Source organism: Alicyclobacillus hesperidum, from assembly GCF_900107035.1.
Taxonomy (GTDB): domain Bacteria; phylum Bacillota; class Bacilli; order Alicyclobacillales; family Alicyclobacillaceae; genus Alicyclobacillus; species Alicyclobacillus hesperidum.
In genome coordinates, this window is sequence record NZ_FNOJ01000009.1 from 1 (window position 1) to 15,205 (window position 15,205).

Here is a 15,205-nt window from a genome sequence, read left to right on the forward strand (position 1 = left end):
GGTGAACCAACTCGTCTTTGAGGAACCTCACAACGCGTAGTGTAGCAAGATGAAGGCCGCCATCACGGCGGCGAAAAGCATACTAACACCTTTCGTCGCCTGTGTCAAGCTTTTCTGTCCCTTGTCACACGATCAGCGAATCCCACCCAGGTATGGGCTTGTGATTCCTATGCCATCTTCAGCAAAGCTACTCGAACCTACGACGAAAAGGCTCCATACGATACAGTAAGCTTCAGCAGGCGCTCCTTCCCCGGGATACAGCCATCAAAACTGTGCGCCTGCTGAAGCTCAAAACACTTATTCAACGTCAATCCCCGTCAAATCACCTTGCTCAAACGCAGTTAACCACGCCCTCTGGCGCGGGGTAAGCTGCTCAATCCGCAAAAGATCCGGACGTTCTTTCCAAGTCCGATACAAGGCGTGTCGCTCCCGCCATTCCGCGATCCGTTGATGGTTGCCCGACACCAAAACCTCCGGCACCGCCAGATCCCGATATACAGCCGGACGCGTGAATTGAGGATACTCAAGTAGGCCCTGAACGTGCGACTCATCCTCGAGAGACGCCGCATTGCCCAAGACGCCCGGCAGCAATCTGGTCACTGCATCGATCACTGCCATCGCCGCGATCTCGCCACCCGTCATCACAAAATCGCCTAACGATAGTTCCTCGGTTGCCAGTGCTTGCCGAACGCGATCGTCAAACCCTTCGTAGTGGCCACATATCAGCACAATCCGCTCGGACTGGGCGTACTCCTCTGCTACTTGCTGGGTGAATCTGCGGCCGGAAGGAGACAACAGTACCACGCGCGCGCGCGGCGACTCCAATCTAGTATTCAAGCGGTTGCAAAGATCATCGATGGCTTCAAACAACGGCTCGGGCTTTAGCAACATGCCTGCCCCACCACCGTAAGGCGTGTCGTCGACAGTGCGATGCCGATCCTTTGCATATTGCCGAAAATCGATGAGTTCAACATCCACCGCGCCAATCTCTGCAGCACGCTTCATCATACTCTCGCCAAGCACACCGGAAAACATATTCGGAAAGAGTGTGAGCACATGAATCGCAAGTGCCATCATCAGCCCCCCGACTCGCTGTCATCGTCCAATAAGCCTGGCAAAAGATGAACCGTCATCTTTTTTGCAACGAGATCGACTGCCAAAATACAGTCTGGAATTGCTGGCAGGAGAACGTCGGGTTGCCTTTGAGGGCGGCGAATCACATAGACGTCATTCGCACCCGGCGTCAGTACCTCCACCAATGTCCCCAGCCGTTCCCCCTCGTCCGTCCATACATCCAAACCCACAAGCTGATGAATGTAGTACGTCCCCTCGGGCAGAGGCAACAATTGCTCCTCGGAAACACAGAGCTCCAGGCCACGCCAATGTTCCACGTCGTGAATGCTGTTTAACCCCTTAAAACCAACGATCCACATATTTTGATGTTTGCGACCGCTGCGAACCTCAACTTCCGTAATCGGTGTTCCGCCTTCAGGTCGAACAAACAGCCGGGACCCCGGCGCGAACCTTTCCTCCGCGAAATCTGTCCGCGGATATACGCGCATCTCGCCTCGCAGTCCATGTGGTTTTGTCATCACGCCGACCGTATAGTACGTCGTCACCCTTCGATCCGCTGCCCGTTTTGGCGAATCTCGACGACAATGCCGTCGCGCACAATAATTTCCGAACCGAGCAACACCTTCGTCCAATCATCTCCAGGCTTGACTTCTACCATGGTTTCGACCGTCATATTCTGAATCTCTGTACCAAGTTCCATTTGTTGAAACTGCTGCATTTGCTGAAATAATTCTTCCCGTCTTTGCTCACGCACACGCTTTTCATTCTCTACCTGCTGGCGCACCTGCTGTGCCAACTCACCGCTTTGCGCCATGGCCTGTTCGATAGCTTGCTTGCCTTGTTCCTCAATCTGTTCCAATTCATTCATGACCTGCTCGATCTGGCGGCGTTGTTCTGCAATGATTTGCTGCTTCGCGGCTTCCGTCAAAATGAACTTAACTGCCACAGGCTGCCGAATAACCACTAAAAATCTCCTCGCATCCTCTTATGACTGAATGTCGACAAACACCCGTTTTTTCTGACGATACGCTGCGGCACTAACCACGTTGCGGATGGCCTTGGCTACCCGCCCCTGTCGGCCGATCACGCGCCCTACGTCGTCCGGGTGTACCTTGACCTGATATGTGACCGTGTCGCCCTCTTCGATTGGGGAGACCAAAACAGCTTCGGGATGATCCACAAGAGAACTAACGATATATTGAACCAAGTCTTTCATTGGCGATCACTCCGAAGGGCGGCCCATTAGGCCGCCCACAATTCACTTCTGAAATTTTTGCTCATGGAACTTCTTCATAATACCTTCCAAGTGGAACAAATAGCGCACTTTGTCGGAAGGTTGTGCTCCCGTACCCAACCAGTACAGAGCGCGCTCCTCGTCGATTTGGATTTGCGCAGGCTCAGTCAGCGGATTGTACGTGCCAATTTCCTCGACAAAACGACCATCGCGCGGAGAACGAGACTCCGCAACAACAACGCGATAGAACGGACGCTTCTTTGCTCCCATGCGCTTCAAACGAATCTTCACTGCCATTTTGAAATACCCTCCATATCGTTATTTTCGCTTTTTCTTGCGATGCTGGCGCTGCCTAGGTTCGCCACCACTGCCCGCAACGGAGTTGGCCGGCATGTCCGACAACGATGGCATGTCCTTAAGCCCAGGCATCCCCCCGAGCCCACCCATCGCTTTCAAAGCACTCATCGCACTTCGTCGGCTCATTCGCTTACCCATACCAGTGAACCGTTTCATCATCTCGCGGGTCTGTTCAAACTGGTTTAACAATTGGTTCACTTCACGCACGGTCGTCCCGCTGCCATTGGCAATTCGCCGTCTGCGACTCGCGTTCATCACGCTTGGATCTTCCCGCTCAGCAGGCGTCATCGATGAGATGATGGCATCCATCCGCAAGAACCGCCGGTCATTCAAATCAATGTTCTCGAGGCCTTTCATGCGATTCATGCCGGGAATCATCTTCAGAACTTGATCGAGCGGCCCTAAGTTGCGCACTTGACGAAACATCTCTTGAAAGTCGTTCAAGGTAAAGCTCGATGTGCGCATCCGCGCTTCCATCTCTTTGGCCTTTTCCAAGTCGATGCGCTCTTGAGCGCGTTCAATCAAACTCAGCACATCGCCCATGCCGAGAATACGGGATGCAAGCCGATCCGGATGGAATGGTTCCAGAGGTTCAATCTTCTCACCAAGCCCGACGTACTTAATGGGGCATCCCGTCACCGCGCGTACGGTGAGTGCCGCCCCGCCGCGAGCGTCGCCGTCCAGCTTGGTCAGAATGACACCTGTGACACCCAACCGCTGATGAAACGTCTCGGCGACGTGGACAGCATCCTGCCCGGTCATCGCGTCGACCACTAAAAGAATTTCGGTCGGCTGCACAGCCGCCTTCATCCCCTCGAGTTCCTCCATCAGCTGGTCATCGATGTGTAAGCGACCTGCGGTATCGATGAGAACGATGTCGGCCCCGGCCTTCTCAGCCTCTGCTAAACTCGCCTTCGCGATAGCGACTGGATTTGCATCCGCGCCTTGGTCGAATACCGGAATATCGATTTGCTTGCCGAGCACCTTGAGTTGGTCAATGGCGGCAGGGCGATACACGTCGGCGGCGACGAGCAAAGGCCGATGCTGGTGTTGACGGAATGCAAGGCCCAGTTTTGCGATCGCGGTTGTCTTACCCGCGCCCTGCAACCCCACTAGCATGACGACAGTCGGCGGCTTTGGCGCCATTTGAATGCGTGCCTGCGCGCCGCCCATCAACTCCGTCAGCTCTTCGTAGACGATCTTTACGACCTGTTGCCCTGGCGTCAAACTTTTCTGCAGATCCTGGCCAACCGCCCGCTCCCGCACGCGATTGACAAAATCGCGTACAACCTTGACGTTGACGTCTGCCGCAAGCAACGCGAGCCGAATTTCACGCATCGCCTCTTGCACATCCGCTTCCGTCAAACGTCCTTTTCCGCGTAATCGATTGAGTGCAGACTGCAGACTGTTCGACAAACTCTCAAGCATCCGCCTCACCTCCCGTCAAGCTCGACAGCGTGGCAGCCATCTGCTCTATGGCCCTTTGCATACGCGTGCGATCCGCTTCCGGCAAATCCGCCCGAACCGCCTGCCAGCAGTCGATGAGCCGTGCCCAAGCCGTCCCCTGTTTCGCCGCAATCTCCTGCAGATGAAGTGCCGCTTCGTACACTTCAAGCTGCTCGCCGACGCGACGCAGTTGATCATGCACCGCCTGTCGACTAATCGACAGCACAGAACCAATTTCCGCGAGCGACATGTCTTCAAAATGGTACAACTCGACAATCTGTCGCTGACGCTCCGTAAGCAGCGGTTCGTAGAACGCATAGAGATCGCCTATGCGAGTGACCTCTCTCATACTATCTGGGTTCAGCGTCACTGTCAAGCAAATCTCCTTTACACCACAAATCAGCCGTTATGGCCTGCAAACCGCCTCCGCGTAAGCGGTCGCATCAAACGGTTGCAGGTCTTCGACCCCTTCGCCAAGGCCAATCCACTTCACCGGTATTCCTTGCTCGTGCACAATGGGCAGAACAATTCCGCCTTTCGCTGTTCCGTCCAATTTGGTGATGACAATGCCAGTCACATCGACAACCTCTTTGAAAACCTTCGCCTGCATAAGGCCGTTTTGACCTGTTGTTCCATCCAGCACGAGGAGCACTTCATGGGGCGAGCCAGGCATTTCTTTCGCAGCGACCTTTCGAATCTTGGCCAACTCCGCCATCAGATGCGACTTGTTTTGTAGGCGACCTGCCGTGTCACAAATAATGATATCGATCCCGCGCGCCTTTCCGGCCGCGATGGCGTCGTAGACGACAGCTGCTGGATCCGCCCCTTGGCTGTGCCGCACCACATCGACGCCAACCCGGTTCCCCCAGGCCAACAGTTGTTCGATCGCCGCTGCACGAAACGTATCGCCAGCCGCCAGCAAGACCTTTTTACCTTGTGCTTGGTAATAATGAGCCAACTTGCCGATGGTCGTCGTCTTCCCTGCACCATTGACGCCAACGACCAAAACAAGTGTTGGACCCTCCGACTGCAAGTTCATGTCCGACGATCCGATATCAAGCATGTCCCGCATCACGTCGACCATCACATCGGGCAGGTCATCCGCGTTTTCGATCCGGCGCTTACGCGCGGCAACGCGAACGCGATCGACCAGTTCCAGCGCGGTCTCCACGCCCATATCGGCCGCAATAAACGCCTCTTCCATCTCCTCAAACAGCGACTCGTCCAATTTGCGCCCGCGAAAGATGCTTGCGAGCTTGTCCGCCAAGGCATTTCTCGATTTCTGCAGCCCCTTGCGGAAACGTTCAAACAACCCCATACCCACTACCTCCTCCTCTTGCGCTTCTTATGCCGTCTCGTAGTCGATTTCGTCCGCCAAGCGCACGCTGACAAGCGAGGAGACGCCTCGCTCGGGCATCGTGACACCGTACAGCGCATCGGCTTCCTCCATGGTTCCGCGTCGATGCGTGATCACGATAAATTGAGTCTCTGCCGCGAAGACCTTTAGTTGTTGCGCAAAGCGCGAAACGTTCGCCTCGTCGAGTGCGGCTTCGACCTCGTCCAGCACGCAAAACGGCACAGGCCGCACGCGTAGAATCGCAAATAACAGGGCCATCGCGGTCAGCGCACGCTCACCACCCGACAGCAGATTCAGGTTTTGCAGCCTTTTCCCGGGTGGTTTCGCGACCACTTCGATCCCGGTTGTGAGTGGATCCTCCGGATTGGTTAGCGACAAATCCGCTTCGCCGCCATTAAACAGAATTTGAAACGCGTGCGCAAACTCGGCTTGTATCTGCCGAAAGGTTTCCATAAACCGATTGGCCATTTCGGTATCGATCTCGTCGATGAGCCGCTCCAGTTGTTGTTGGGCCTCAACCAGATCGTCGCGCTGTTCTGTAAGGAACGTCACGCGTTCGGACAAACGCTCGTGTTCCTCAATGGCACCGAGATTGACGTCGCCCAACGCGGCGCGCCGACGGCGTAAAGACTGCACTTCACGCTCCAAATCATCCACGGATCCCGTAAGCGGATAACGGGATTTTGCCCACTCGTAGGTCATTCCGTGATTGTCGCCCATTTTTTGAAGCGCGTGAGCCAGATCTGCATCGGCGCGCTCCGCTGCGACCACTGCTCGATGCAAAAGTTCATCTTCGCGGGCGACAGCTTGACGAGCCTCATGTGCGATCCCTTCCAGTTGGCGCGCCGTAGCCTCTCGTTCCAGCCGCGCTTGACGAGCCAATTCCAATTGTTGCTCGCCTTCAGCTACCGCATCAAACAACGATTGCACGCCGCTTCGTTTGGAAGTGGCCTCCTGCCTGAGATCCCTTTCCTCTGTTGCGGCTGTCTGCGCTTCTATATCGAGTATCGCAATCGCCTCGCGCAAGCGCGCAGCTCGGTTTGCGAGTTCTTTCTGGCGAACCCGCAATCCCTCGCGCTCTTGACGCAAAGTCGCCACTTCGATGCGCAATCCTGTAACCTGCTCATGCGCCTCAGCCAGACGCTGTTCCAATTCAGTCAATTCTTTGCGTTTAGCGGCAAGGGCTTCCGTCAGCGACGCCAAAGCAGTCTCCGCGTCAACAAGGCCTTGTTGGGCAGTCTGTTCGCGCAAGGCGATGGCGTCGCTCCCGGATTGCAGTTGCTCAGCCTCCCAAGCCAACGCCTCCAGGCGCTCCGCAGCCGATTTTTGCTGATATTCGAGTTGGCGCATCTGCTCTTGCAACTGTTGCCGCTCGTTTGCCAGACGCTCAAGGTCCTTCTGGGCGTCGAAGCGTGCTTGCTGTGCTTGGCTCACCTGCTCGCGCAAGAGCTGCTGGCGTTCGATCAGAGCCCGCTCCGACTCCTGCAATTCGCGAAGCTTTTGCTCTACGTCTTGCCGCTCGCGCGATCGGCCAAGCAACCCGGGCCCTTTGCGGTTGACGTGTCCGCCCGTCATCATGCCGCCCGGTGACACGACATCGCCCTGTAACGTAACGATTCGGTAACGGTATTGCAAGTCCCGCGCCAGAGCATTGGCCCGCTCGAGGCTTGCGGCGATTAGGACATTGCCAAGCAGGTGCTCGACGGCTTGTCGATAGACTGGATCGGCATCGACCAAGTCGCTCGCAACGCCGAGAAAGCCATCTTGACCGCGTACAGAGTCCAAGTCGCCCTCCCGCAAACGCCGGGATTTGATGACGTCAAGTGGCATAAACGTCGCGCGCCCAGCCTGCCGTTGCTTGAGCAAATGGATGGCGGCCCGAGCGTCGGCCTCGCGATCGACGACCACGTTTTGCAAAGCGCCGCCAAGGGCCGTTTCGATGGCAATCTCGTACTTCTTATCCACATGCACAAGTTCTGCGAGTGAACCGTGAATACCTGTTAGAGCTCCGCGATGGGCTTGCTGCAACACGGTTCGCACACCGAGTGCATAACCGTCGTAGCCCTGTTCAAGGTCGCGCAAAAGTTCGAGTCTCGCCTGCATCGCTTGCATTTCCGCACGCAGACGGTGCAATTCGGTCACGGTTGTCGCTTCCGCCTCGGCCGCCTCTTCGCGAACCCGCTCGTGCTCTTCTATGCGTGCCGCCGCCCGTTCCATATCAGCTTCAAGCGTCACCACTTGTTCGGCCAGCTTGCGGTGCGCTGCCGCCGCGTCGTCGATCTGCGCCTGCCAGCGGGCTTGATCCTGCTCGAAGCGAGCCCGTTTGCCAGCCTCTGAAGCGGCTTGTTCTGCTAGCATTTTGAGTTCGTTGCGCAACGAGGCAGCGCGATGGTTGACCTCGATCAACTCTGCGCTCATCTCTTCGATCTCGGCGGTGAGCACGTTTTTTCGTTCTTCACTGGCAGATGTCGCAACCTCATTCAGCTGTGCAGCGCGTTCACCGAGTTTCTCGGTAACCTCATGCAATGCCGTGTTCGCATGTGACAACTCTTGCTCGATATCTTCCAGTTCTCGCGCCTGCTCTATCCGCCGCGTCTGCCGCGCTTCCGCCGCGGCAGCAAGATGCTCGAGGCGCTGATCGATCAAGGCGAGATCGCCCTGTGAGCGTTGGCGCTCTTCGACCAAACGCACGTAGCGCTGTTGCAAAGCCTCGACCTGGGACACGGTTTCCTCAAAGCTTGCCCGCGCCTCGCGCCAAGCGGCCTCCGCCTGCGCGAGCGCCGCTTGCGCCTCGTCTCGCACAGCCTGTTGTCCAGACACCGCCGCAGTCGCTTGTTGAAAACGCTCGTGCAACCGATCGATCTCGACGACCAACAATGTAATTTCTGCTTCTTCCAAGGCATCGCTCAATTGCTGATATTGCTCGGCCCGAGCCCGTTCTTCGGCGAGGGGGGCCAATTGTTGTGTTAACTCCGCCAGGATATCGTCGACGCGAATCAGATTGTTTTCCGTATCCTCCAGCTTTCGTTCCGCTTCTTTACGTCGGTGCTTAAACTTCACAATCCCAGCCGCATCCTCGAAGGGCCCACGCCGATCCTCTGGGCGCGTAGACAACATTTCTTCAATCTTGCCTTGCCCGATGATGGAATACGCGTCGCGCCCTAGCCCTGTATCCATGAACAACTCATGAATGTCCTTCAAGCGGCAAGGCTGACGATTGATGTAGTACTCGCTTTCGCCTGAGCGAAAGACACGACGTGTGATGGTGACCTCGTCGAATACCACCGGCAGATGGCGGTCACTATTGTCCAAGGTCAAGGAAACCTCACAAAGGTTTGTCGGTTTACGCAGTTCGCTCCCGGCAAAAATCACGTCTTCCATCTTACTGCCGCGCAGATTGCGCACACTCTGCTCACCGAGTACCCAGCGAATGGCGTCCGCAATATTGCTCTTACCACTGCCGTTGGGTCCCACGACAGCGGTAACCCCCGGCGACAGTACGATCTGGCTCTTATCTGCAAACGATTTAAAACCAACGATATCAATCTGCTTGAGATACACCAGTCATCTGCTCCCCGGAGTTAAGTTCGGCGAGTGCAGCCAATGCTTTGGCCGCCGCCTGTTGTTCAGCCTCTTTTTTCGATCTGCCGATCCCGACACCACGAACCTCGTCACCCAGTTCCACTTGTACGACAAATTCCCTGGCATGCGCTGGACCGCGCTCCTCGACGATGGTATACCGCAACGATGTGCACAGCCTTTGCTGCACAAGTTCCTGCAACGCCGTCTTATAGTCGACACCGACTCGCGCGTCCGCAAGATGGGGAATGACATGTGTGTGCACGAATTTGCGGACAGCCTCAATGCCTTGGTCAATGTATAAAGCACCGAGAAACGCCTCAAACACATCCGCCAACAACGCAGGTCGCGAACGACCACCACTTCGTTCTTCCCCTCGTCCTAAGCGAATAAATTGCTCAAACGACAATCGCCGAGCAAATACGACCAGGGACGGTTCACAGACAATCGCAGCCCGCATTCTCGTCAATTCACCCTCGGGCAAGCGAGGATACGTATGGTACAAGAAATCGCTGATGATGAGTTCTAACACGGCGTCGCCGAGAAACTCCAGACGCTCGTTGTCTTCCACATGCGCCTTGCGATGCTCATTGCGGTAGGAGGCATGGGTGAACGCCTGTTTCAACAAATTGAGGTCTGTGAAACGAAAATCCACAATGTCTTGCAATTGATCCCACTTCGTTTGCAAAGCTTCCTCTCCCCTTCGGGGATTTTGAGGCGCAGCCTCAACGCGCGAAACCGCTCACCCTAAGTTGAGCACGCGGCTGCGGCGGTCCCTCAAAACCCTCATGGTACAAAAGCCCCCGGTAGGACCAGGGGCTTGTCTCACTGCAATTGACTTTATTGGGCCGCATATTGACGGAAGATCAAGGACGCATTGTGGCCACCGAAGCCAAACGAGTTGGACATCACGACCTTCACATCGCTCTTGCGGGCGACATTCGGGACATAATCCAAGTCACATTCTGGGTCTGGTGTCTCATAATTCGTCGTTGGCGGAATCATTCCTTCTTGAAGCGTTTTGACGCACGCTACCGCCTCAACGCCGCCAGCAGCCCCTAACAGATGGCCTGTCATTGACTTAATCGAACTCATCGCCAGTTTGTAGGCGTGATCGCCAAATAGTCGCTTAACAGCCAATGTTTCAATCCGGTCATTAAACTCCGTCGACGTTCCATGCGCGTTGATATAATCGATATCCGTCGTCTGTAGACCTGCATCTTCAAGGGCAGCCTTCATCACGCGATACGCTCCATCGCCATTAGGATCCGGCGCTGTGACATGGTATGCGTCGCCAGACATCCCATAACCGACGATTTCGGCAAGGATATGTGCCCCTCGAGCTTGTGCACTCTCCAAGGATTCCAAAATGAGAATACCCGCACCTTCGCCCATGACAAAACCGTCTCGGTCTTTATCAAACGGTCGACTTGCGCGCGTCGGCTCGTCGTTGCGAAGCGAGAGAGCTTTCATATTGCTAAACCCAGCCAGTGCGATATCGACCACAGCAGCTTCGGCACCGCCGGCGATCATTACATCCGCCGCTCCGCGCTGAATGATCTTAAACGCATCGCCGATTGCGTTCGAACCGGTCGCACACGCGGAAACAGGGGAGCTGTTCGGACCGCGAACCCCGAATTCGATGGAGACTTGTCCCGTCGCCATGTCGCTAATCATCATGGGCACCAAGAATGGGCTAACACGCTTCGGGCCGCGCTCTAGTAAAATGCGATAATTGCTCAACGTCGTCCCGATACCGCCAATTCCCGATCCGATGTAGACGCCGATTCGATCCCGATTTTCATCGGTAATGACGAGCCCGGCGTGCGCCACCGCTTCGTGCGCTGCGTACAAGGCATACTGGGTGAACATATCCATGTGTCGAAGTTCTTTTTTATCGATATATCGCTCGGGGTCGAAGTCGTTCACCAATCCGGCGATTTTGCAGGGATAGTCGGATGTATCAAAGCGATCGATCTCGCGAATACCGGATTTGCCAGACAGCAGGCTATCCCAAAAGGTAGGGACGTCGTTGCCGACTGGAGAGACCACACCTAGCCCTGTCACAACCACGCGTCGTGCCATGCATTCACCCCCTTACATAGCAGAAAGCCCCGGCTCGCGCACGGGACTATGCCAAACATCAGCTTGATTATCCCTGGTGCTCCGTGATGTATGTAACTACATCGCCCACGGTGCTGATTTTTTCAGCGTCTTCATCAGAGATTTCCAAGTCAAACTCGTCTTCCAACTCCATAATCAGCTCGACGATATCGAGAGAATCTGCACCGAGGTCGTCTTTAAAGGTAGCGTCCAGTGTCACCTTATCTTCATCGACGCTGAGTCGGTCGACAATAATCTTTTTTACGCGTTCAAACACATCGTTTGCCATCGTCTCACCTCCTTTTGCAGTATACTACATGACCATGCCGCCGTCGACAGCTAGTACTTGACCCGTTATATAACGCGCCTTATCCGATGCCAAAAACACAACGGCATTTGCAACGTCCTCGGGCGTACCTCTGCGCGCGAGCGGAATGTGTTGAAGCAAAGCATCCAGAGCGTCCGCGCCGAGCGCCGCGGTCATGTCCGTTTCAATGTATCCCGGCGCAATCGCGTTCACCGTAATGTTGCGGGGCGCTAGTTCCTTCGCAGAGGCTTTGGTTAAACCGACGAGCCCCGCCTTGGCGGAAGCATAATTGACCTGCCCCGCGTTGCCCATAAGACCGACGACAGAGGTGATGTTGATAATGGTTCCAGAGCGCTGTTTCATCATCGGTCGCGCAACCTGACGAGTCATATAGAATGCCCCGCGCAGGTTGGTATTGACCACGTCATTCCAATCGTCGTCCTTCATCCGCATCAACAAACCATCGCGCGTAATCCCAGCATTATTGATGAGTATATCCACTCGCCCAAACGCTTCGAGCGCAGTGTCGACCAATTTGGCCGCCTCTTCACTTTGACTTACATCGGCCTTTACCACGAGTGCCCGAACACCGCGTTCAGCGACGAGATCGGCCGTTTGTGCAGCCGCTTCTGCGCTGCCCAAGTAGTTGACAACCACATGGTGTCCGGCGTCTGCCAGCGCGATCGCAATGGCTCGTCCGATGCCCCGTGACGCTCCTGTGACAATGGCAACTTTTTGCTCGCTCACGCTTCTTCGCCTCCGCTCGTCATACGTGTGCAAACCGCGTCGAGCGTGGCGGGATCTTCCGCGTGCAAGGTCTCGAGCGACTTGTCTATTTTGCGCACCAACCCAGACAGCACGGTTCCTGGTCCCAATTCGATCACGATGTCGACGCCGAGGCGGCGCATTGCCAGAACGCCATCCCACCAGCGCACCGGCGTGTATAGCTGTCGTTTCAAAGCCTCGCGCAAATCGGCTGCCGTTGTCCGAGGATGTCCGTCGACATTGGCGACAACGGGTACCTTTGCATCATGGATTTCGGTGCTGTCCAAAAGTTCTCCTAACGCGTCCGCTGCAGGCCGCATTAAGCTGCAATGAAATGGCCCGCTCACCGCCAACGGCAAGACCCGCTTGGCACCGCTCGCCTTGGCGAGTTCGGAGGCCCTGGCGATTGCAGCCGTGGTGCCGGAAATGACGATTTGTCCGGGGCAATTGACATTGGCCAACTCGACGACTTCCCCTGTTTCCTCCGCCGCTTGTGAACACGCGGCCGCAAGCGACTCTTCGTCAAGGCCAAGCACGGCAGACATCGTGCCGTGACCCGCGGGAAGAGCCTCGTCCATCATTCGTCCACGTTGATAGACTAGACGTACCGCATCCTGAAACGAGATGGCGTCGGCCGCGACCAGGGCGCTATATTCACCAAGGCTGTGCCCAGCAACAGCCACCGGCTGGATATCCACACGCTCGGCGAGCACCCGCAACACCGCAACACTCATCGTCAACAAAGCCGGTTGCGTGTTATAGGTCAACTTTAATTCGTCATCGGGTCCGGACAAAATCAACTTGGTGAGGTTCATATTCAGCACGTCGTCGGCTTCCTCAAAGACCGCTCGCGCAACTGGATAATGATCGATAAGCGCCTGACCCATACCTACGTACTGCGCACCTTGGCCGGGAAACACATACGCTACGTTCATCGTTCAACATCTCCATACTGATGATCTGGCACCGAAATACGAGCGTTGCGCTCCTCCATTGCGGTGGAAAGCTTACTCAGCAGGTCATTTGCAATAAACTTGCGGGCTTGCGACAAAGCCATAAACCAAGCACGTGGATTACTGCTTCCATGCGCTTTGATGCAGCCGCCATTGACTCCTAGAAAAGGCGCACCGCCATGCTCAGCCCAATCGTAACGATTGCGTAAAGAACGTAATCTGCCACCCACCAACATGGCGCCTAAACGCGACGTCAAATTGCTCGTCAGCGCTTCACGAATGCCTGAGAACAGACCGATGCCGATGCCCTCGGCCAGTTTGAGCACGACATTCCCGACAAAGCCGTCACATACCACGACATCAGCACACCCTGCCATCATCTCCCGCGCTTCTACGTTGCCAATAAAATGAAGTTGGGATTGTGAAAGCAGAGTGAACGTCTGTTTGACCACCGCGTTCCCCTTTGAATCCTCTGTTCCCACGTTCAATAACCCGATCCGCGGGTTCTCGATATCGAGAACGTGTTTTACATATGCGTCTGCCATGTACGCATAGGTCAACAGATTTTCGGCTGACGCATCCATCGTCGCACCCGCATCGAGCAGGAGGACTCCTTTACCGTCAAATGTTGGAAGAATCGGAGCCAAAGCAGGGCGCTCCACGCCCGGCAAACGACCAATAACGAGCATACCTGCCGCCATGATGGCCCCTGTGTTGCCAGCGGAAACCATGACGTCGGCTTCGCCGTTTGCCACCATTTGCGCTGCCATGACCAACGACGAATCCGGCTTGCGGCGCACAGCGCGAACAGGTTCCTCTTCCCCCGCGATGACGACGTCGGTGTGCCTAACTGTCACGTTCGCAGGAAAGCGTCCCTTCGCCAGTTCAACAATTCTCTGTTCATCGCCAACGACAATAAAGCGCGTGTCGGAGAATGCGGCAGCCGCCTCGCAGATCCCTTCCACGGGAGCAACCGGAGCGTAATCGCCACCCATTGCATCCACGACAATCGTGATCACTCGGCATCCCCCTCATCCATGAACTGCGCCCCTAGGTTTGACGGGTCCTTGTGCACCCAGATTACCCCTTGTACCGCAACCTCCCCGTGGACGTGACTGACCGCTCGGCAGCGAACGATATCCCCATGCTCTCCGATCACGTCGACGCGCGCACGCACCGTCTCACCAAGGTGCACAGGCCGTGCAAAACGCAATTCGGTCTTGGCAGTCACGGCAATATCAGCGTCCATCAGGGCGATGGCCAGCGAGTTAATTTGTGAAAACAACACATGTCCACGAACAATATTGGTTCTCCGGAATACGTGAGCGGGTTGAATGGTCAACTCCGATTCGGCATACCGGTTCAACTCAAGCTTAATTAGCCGCCCGACCAAATCCTGTTCGTCGAGCGACCGCAAATCATCCTGTCGGTCCGACGCCATCCGGCGAATTCTCTCTCGAACTTCGGGAATGTGAAGCGCACTGCGATCCAACCGGATGGTTGCGACGCTGACGCCGAACTGTTCCGCCAACTGCTCGTCGGTTGCAAACGGATTTTGTTCGAGAAGTGCGACAAGCGCGTACCGGCGCTCGGATTTCTTCAGAATGAATACCCTCTTTCAACGCATGCTCAAGTCTCTGCTGAAGCAGAGACAGAATACCACCTAATCATATATTGATTTTATGGACCAGTCTATGATCCATGTCCCTAAACCTATGTACTGATATACGATTCGACATACTTGGCAAGAGACAAAAGGGCTGTCCTTTGTGCGCGTCGAGATCCTGCGCCCGCTAGGACAGCCCTTTTTCCTGCTCAAACTTATTTCACCGCGAGAACAGTCCGCCCTTTATACGTACCGCAGTTTTTGCACGCATGGTGCGGAAGCTTGTACTCTCCACACTGCGGACAAGTGACCAGCGTTGGTTTTTCAAGCTTGAAGTGCGTTCGACGCAGCCGTTTTCTGGTTTTCGAAGTACGATGTTGTTGAACCGCCACACAGGACACCCCCTTTACAGACTACCGCAAGT

At 55.6% G+C, this 15,205-nt stretch carries 17 protein-coding genes; all 17 read right to left on the reverse strand.

What is annotated here, in order from left to right; translation table 11 throughout:
* Positions 1-297: 297 nt before the first annotated feature.
* The 17 genes from trmD to rpmF all read right to left on the reverse strand — a co-directional run bounded on the left by trmD (position 298) and on the right by rpmF (position 15,173).
* Complete coding sequence (gene trmD / locus BLU70_RS08060) at positions 298-1,074, reverse strand: tRNA (guanosine(37)-N1)-methyltransferase TrmD (RefSeq protein WP_006446929.1); 777 nt, start codon at positions 1,072-1,074, stop codon at positions 298-300.
* A 2-nt stretch (positions 1,075-1,076) separates the two neighbouring features.
* On the reverse strand, positions 1,077-1,619 hold the full coding sequence (rimM, locus tag BLU70_RS08065) for a ribosome maturation factor RimM (RefSeq protein WP_074693159.1): 543 nt from the start codon (positions 1,617-1,619) through the stop codon (positions 1,077-1,079).
* Positions 1,616-2,038, reverse strand: a complete 423-nt coding sequence (locus BLU70_RS08070) for a YlqD family protein (RefSeq protein WP_074693160.1) — start codon at positions 2,036-2,038, stop codon at positions 1,616-1,618. The genes rimM and BLU70_RS08070 overlap by 4 nt, the downstream gene beginning before the upstream one ends.
* 21 nt (positions 2,039-2,059) lie before the next feature.
* Positions 2,060-2,290: a KH domain-containing protein gene (locus tag BLU70_RS08075; RefSeq protein WP_006446926.1), complete on the reverse strand. Its 231-nt coding sequence runs from the start codon at positions 2,288-2,290 to the stop codon at positions 2,060-2,062.
* A gap of 42 nt (positions 2,291-2,332) precedes the next feature.
* The gene (gene rpsP / locus BLU70_RS08080; RefSeq protein WP_006446925.1) at positions 2,333-2,605 is read right to left on the reverse strand and encodes a 30S ribosomal protein S16; all 273 of its coding nucleotides are present in this window, start codon (positions 2,603-2,605) and stop codon (positions 2,333-2,335) included.
* A gap of 21 nt (positions 2,606-2,626) precedes the next feature.
* A complete protein-coding gene (gene ffh / locus BLU70_RS08085; RefSeq protein WP_074693161.1) occupies positions 2,627-4,093 on the reverse strand; it encodes a signal recognition particle protein in 1,467 nt (488 codons plus the stop codon).
* Positions 4,086-4,481 (reverse strand): YlxM family DNA-binding protein, encoded by a 396-nt coding sequence (gene ylxM, locus BLU70_RS08090; RefSeq protein WP_244885162.1) that lies wholly within the window; start codon positions 4,479-4,481, stop codon positions 4,086-4,088. The genes ffh and ylxM overlap by 8 nt, the downstream gene beginning before the upstream one ends.
* Before the next feature lie 36 nt (positions 4,482-4,517).
* Positions 4,518-5,429 carry a signal recognition particle-docking protein FtsY gene (gene ftsY, locus BLU70_RS08095; RefSeq protein ID WP_006446922.1) on the reverse strand — a complete coding sequence of 304 codons (912 nt, stop codon included), beginning with the start codon at positions 5,427-5,429 and terminating at the stop codon, positions 4,518-4,520.
* 27 nt (positions 5,430-5,456) lie between these two features.
* On the reverse strand, positions 5,457-9,029 hold the full coding sequence (gene smc, locus BLU70_RS08100) for a chromosome segregation protein SMC (RefSeq protein ID WP_074693162.1): 3,573 nt from the start codon (positions 9,027-9,029) through the stop codon (positions 5,457-5,459).
* Complete coding sequence (rnc, locus tag BLU70_RS08105) at positions 9,010-9,735, reverse strand: ribonuclease III (protein WP_006446920.1); 726 nt, start codon at positions 9,733-9,735, stop codon at positions 9,010-9,012. Before rnc ends, smc begins: the two co-directional genes overlap by 20 nt.
* A 152-nt stretch (positions 9,736-9,887) precedes the next feature.
* Positions 9,888-11,132, reverse strand: a complete 1,245-nt coding sequence (fabF, locus tag BLU70_RS08110) for a beta-ketoacyl-ACP synthase II (protein ID WP_074693163.1) — start codon at positions 11,130-11,132, stop codon at positions 9,888-9,890.
* Positions 11,133-11,199: 67 nt separating this feature from the next.
* Positions 11,200-11,439, reverse strand: coding sequence for an acyl carrier protein (gene acpP, locus BLU70_RS08115; RefSeq protein WP_006446918.1), 240 nt, complete (start codon positions 11,437-11,439; stop codon positions 11,200-11,202).
* Positions 11,440-11,463: 24 nt separating this feature from the next.
* On the reverse strand, positions 11,464-12,204 hold the full coding sequence (gene fabG / locus BLU70_RS08120; protein ID WP_074693164.1) for a 3-oxoacyl-[acyl-carrier-protein] reductase: 741 nt from the start codon (positions 12,202-12,204) through the stop codon (positions 11,464-11,466).
* The gene (fabD, locus tag BLU70_RS08125) at positions 12,201-13,157 is read right to left on the reverse strand and encodes an ACP S-malonyltransferase (RefSeq protein WP_074693165.1); all 957 of its coding nucleotides are present in this window, start codon (positions 13,155-13,157) and stop codon (positions 12,201-12,203) included. The genes fabG and fabD overlap by 4 nt, the downstream gene beginning before the upstream one ends.
* Positions 13,154-14,191, reverse strand: a complete 1,038-nt coding sequence (gene plsX, locus BLU70_RS08130; protein WP_244885163.1) for a phosphate acyltransferase PlsX — start codon at positions 14,189-14,191, stop codon at positions 13,154-13,156. Before plsX ends, fabD begins: the two co-directional genes overlap by 4 nt.
* On the reverse strand, positions 14,191-14,781 hold the full coding sequence (fapR, locus tag BLU70_RS08135) for a transcription factor FapR (protein ID WP_058093988.1): 591 nt from the start codon (positions 14,779-14,781) through the stop codon (positions 14,191-14,193). Before fapR ends, plsX begins: the two co-directional genes overlap by 1 nt.
* A gap of 215 nt (positions 14,782-14,996) precedes the next feature.
* Positions 14,997-15,173, reverse strand: a complete 177-nt coding sequence (gene rpmF / locus BLU70_RS08140; protein WP_074693168.1) for a 50S ribosomal protein L32 — start codon at positions 15,171-15,173, stop codon at positions 14,997-14,999.
* Positions 15,174-15,205 lie beyond the last annotated feature (32 nt).

Bases quoted from the DNA above. Each gene is read 5' to 3' on its own strand.
- rpsP (WP_006446925.1), bottom strand. From the start codon at position 2,605: ATGGCAGTGAAGATTCGTTTGAAGCGCATGGGAGCAAAGAAGCGTCCG.
- trmD (WP_006446929.1), bottom strand. From the start codon at position 1,074: ATGGCACTTGCGATTCATGTGCTCACACTCTTTCCGAATATGTTTTCC.
- ftsY (WP_006446922.1), bottom strand. From the start codon at position 5,429: ATGGGGTTGTTTGAACGTTTCCGCAAGGGGCTGCAGAAATCGAGAAAT.
- ffh (WP_074693161.1), bottom strand. From the start codon at position 4,093: ATGCTTGAGAGTTTGTCGAACAGTCTGCAGTCTGCACTCAATCGATTA.
- fabD (WP_074693165.1), bottom strand. From the start codon at position 13,157: ATGAACGTAGCGTATGTGTTTCCCGGCCAAGGTGCGCAGTACGTAGGT.
- fabF (WP_074693163.1), bottom strand. From the start codon at position 11,132: ATGGCACGACGCGTGGTTGTGACAGGGCTAGGTGTGGTCTCTCCAGTC.
- acpP (WP_006446918.1), bottom strand. From the start codon at position 11,439: ATGGCAAACGATGTGTTTGAACGCGTAAAAAAGATTATTGTCGACCGA.
- BLU70_RS08075 (WP_006446926.1), bottom strand. From the start codon at position 2,290: ATGAAAGACTTGGTTCAATATATCGTTAGTTCTCTTGTGGATCATCCC.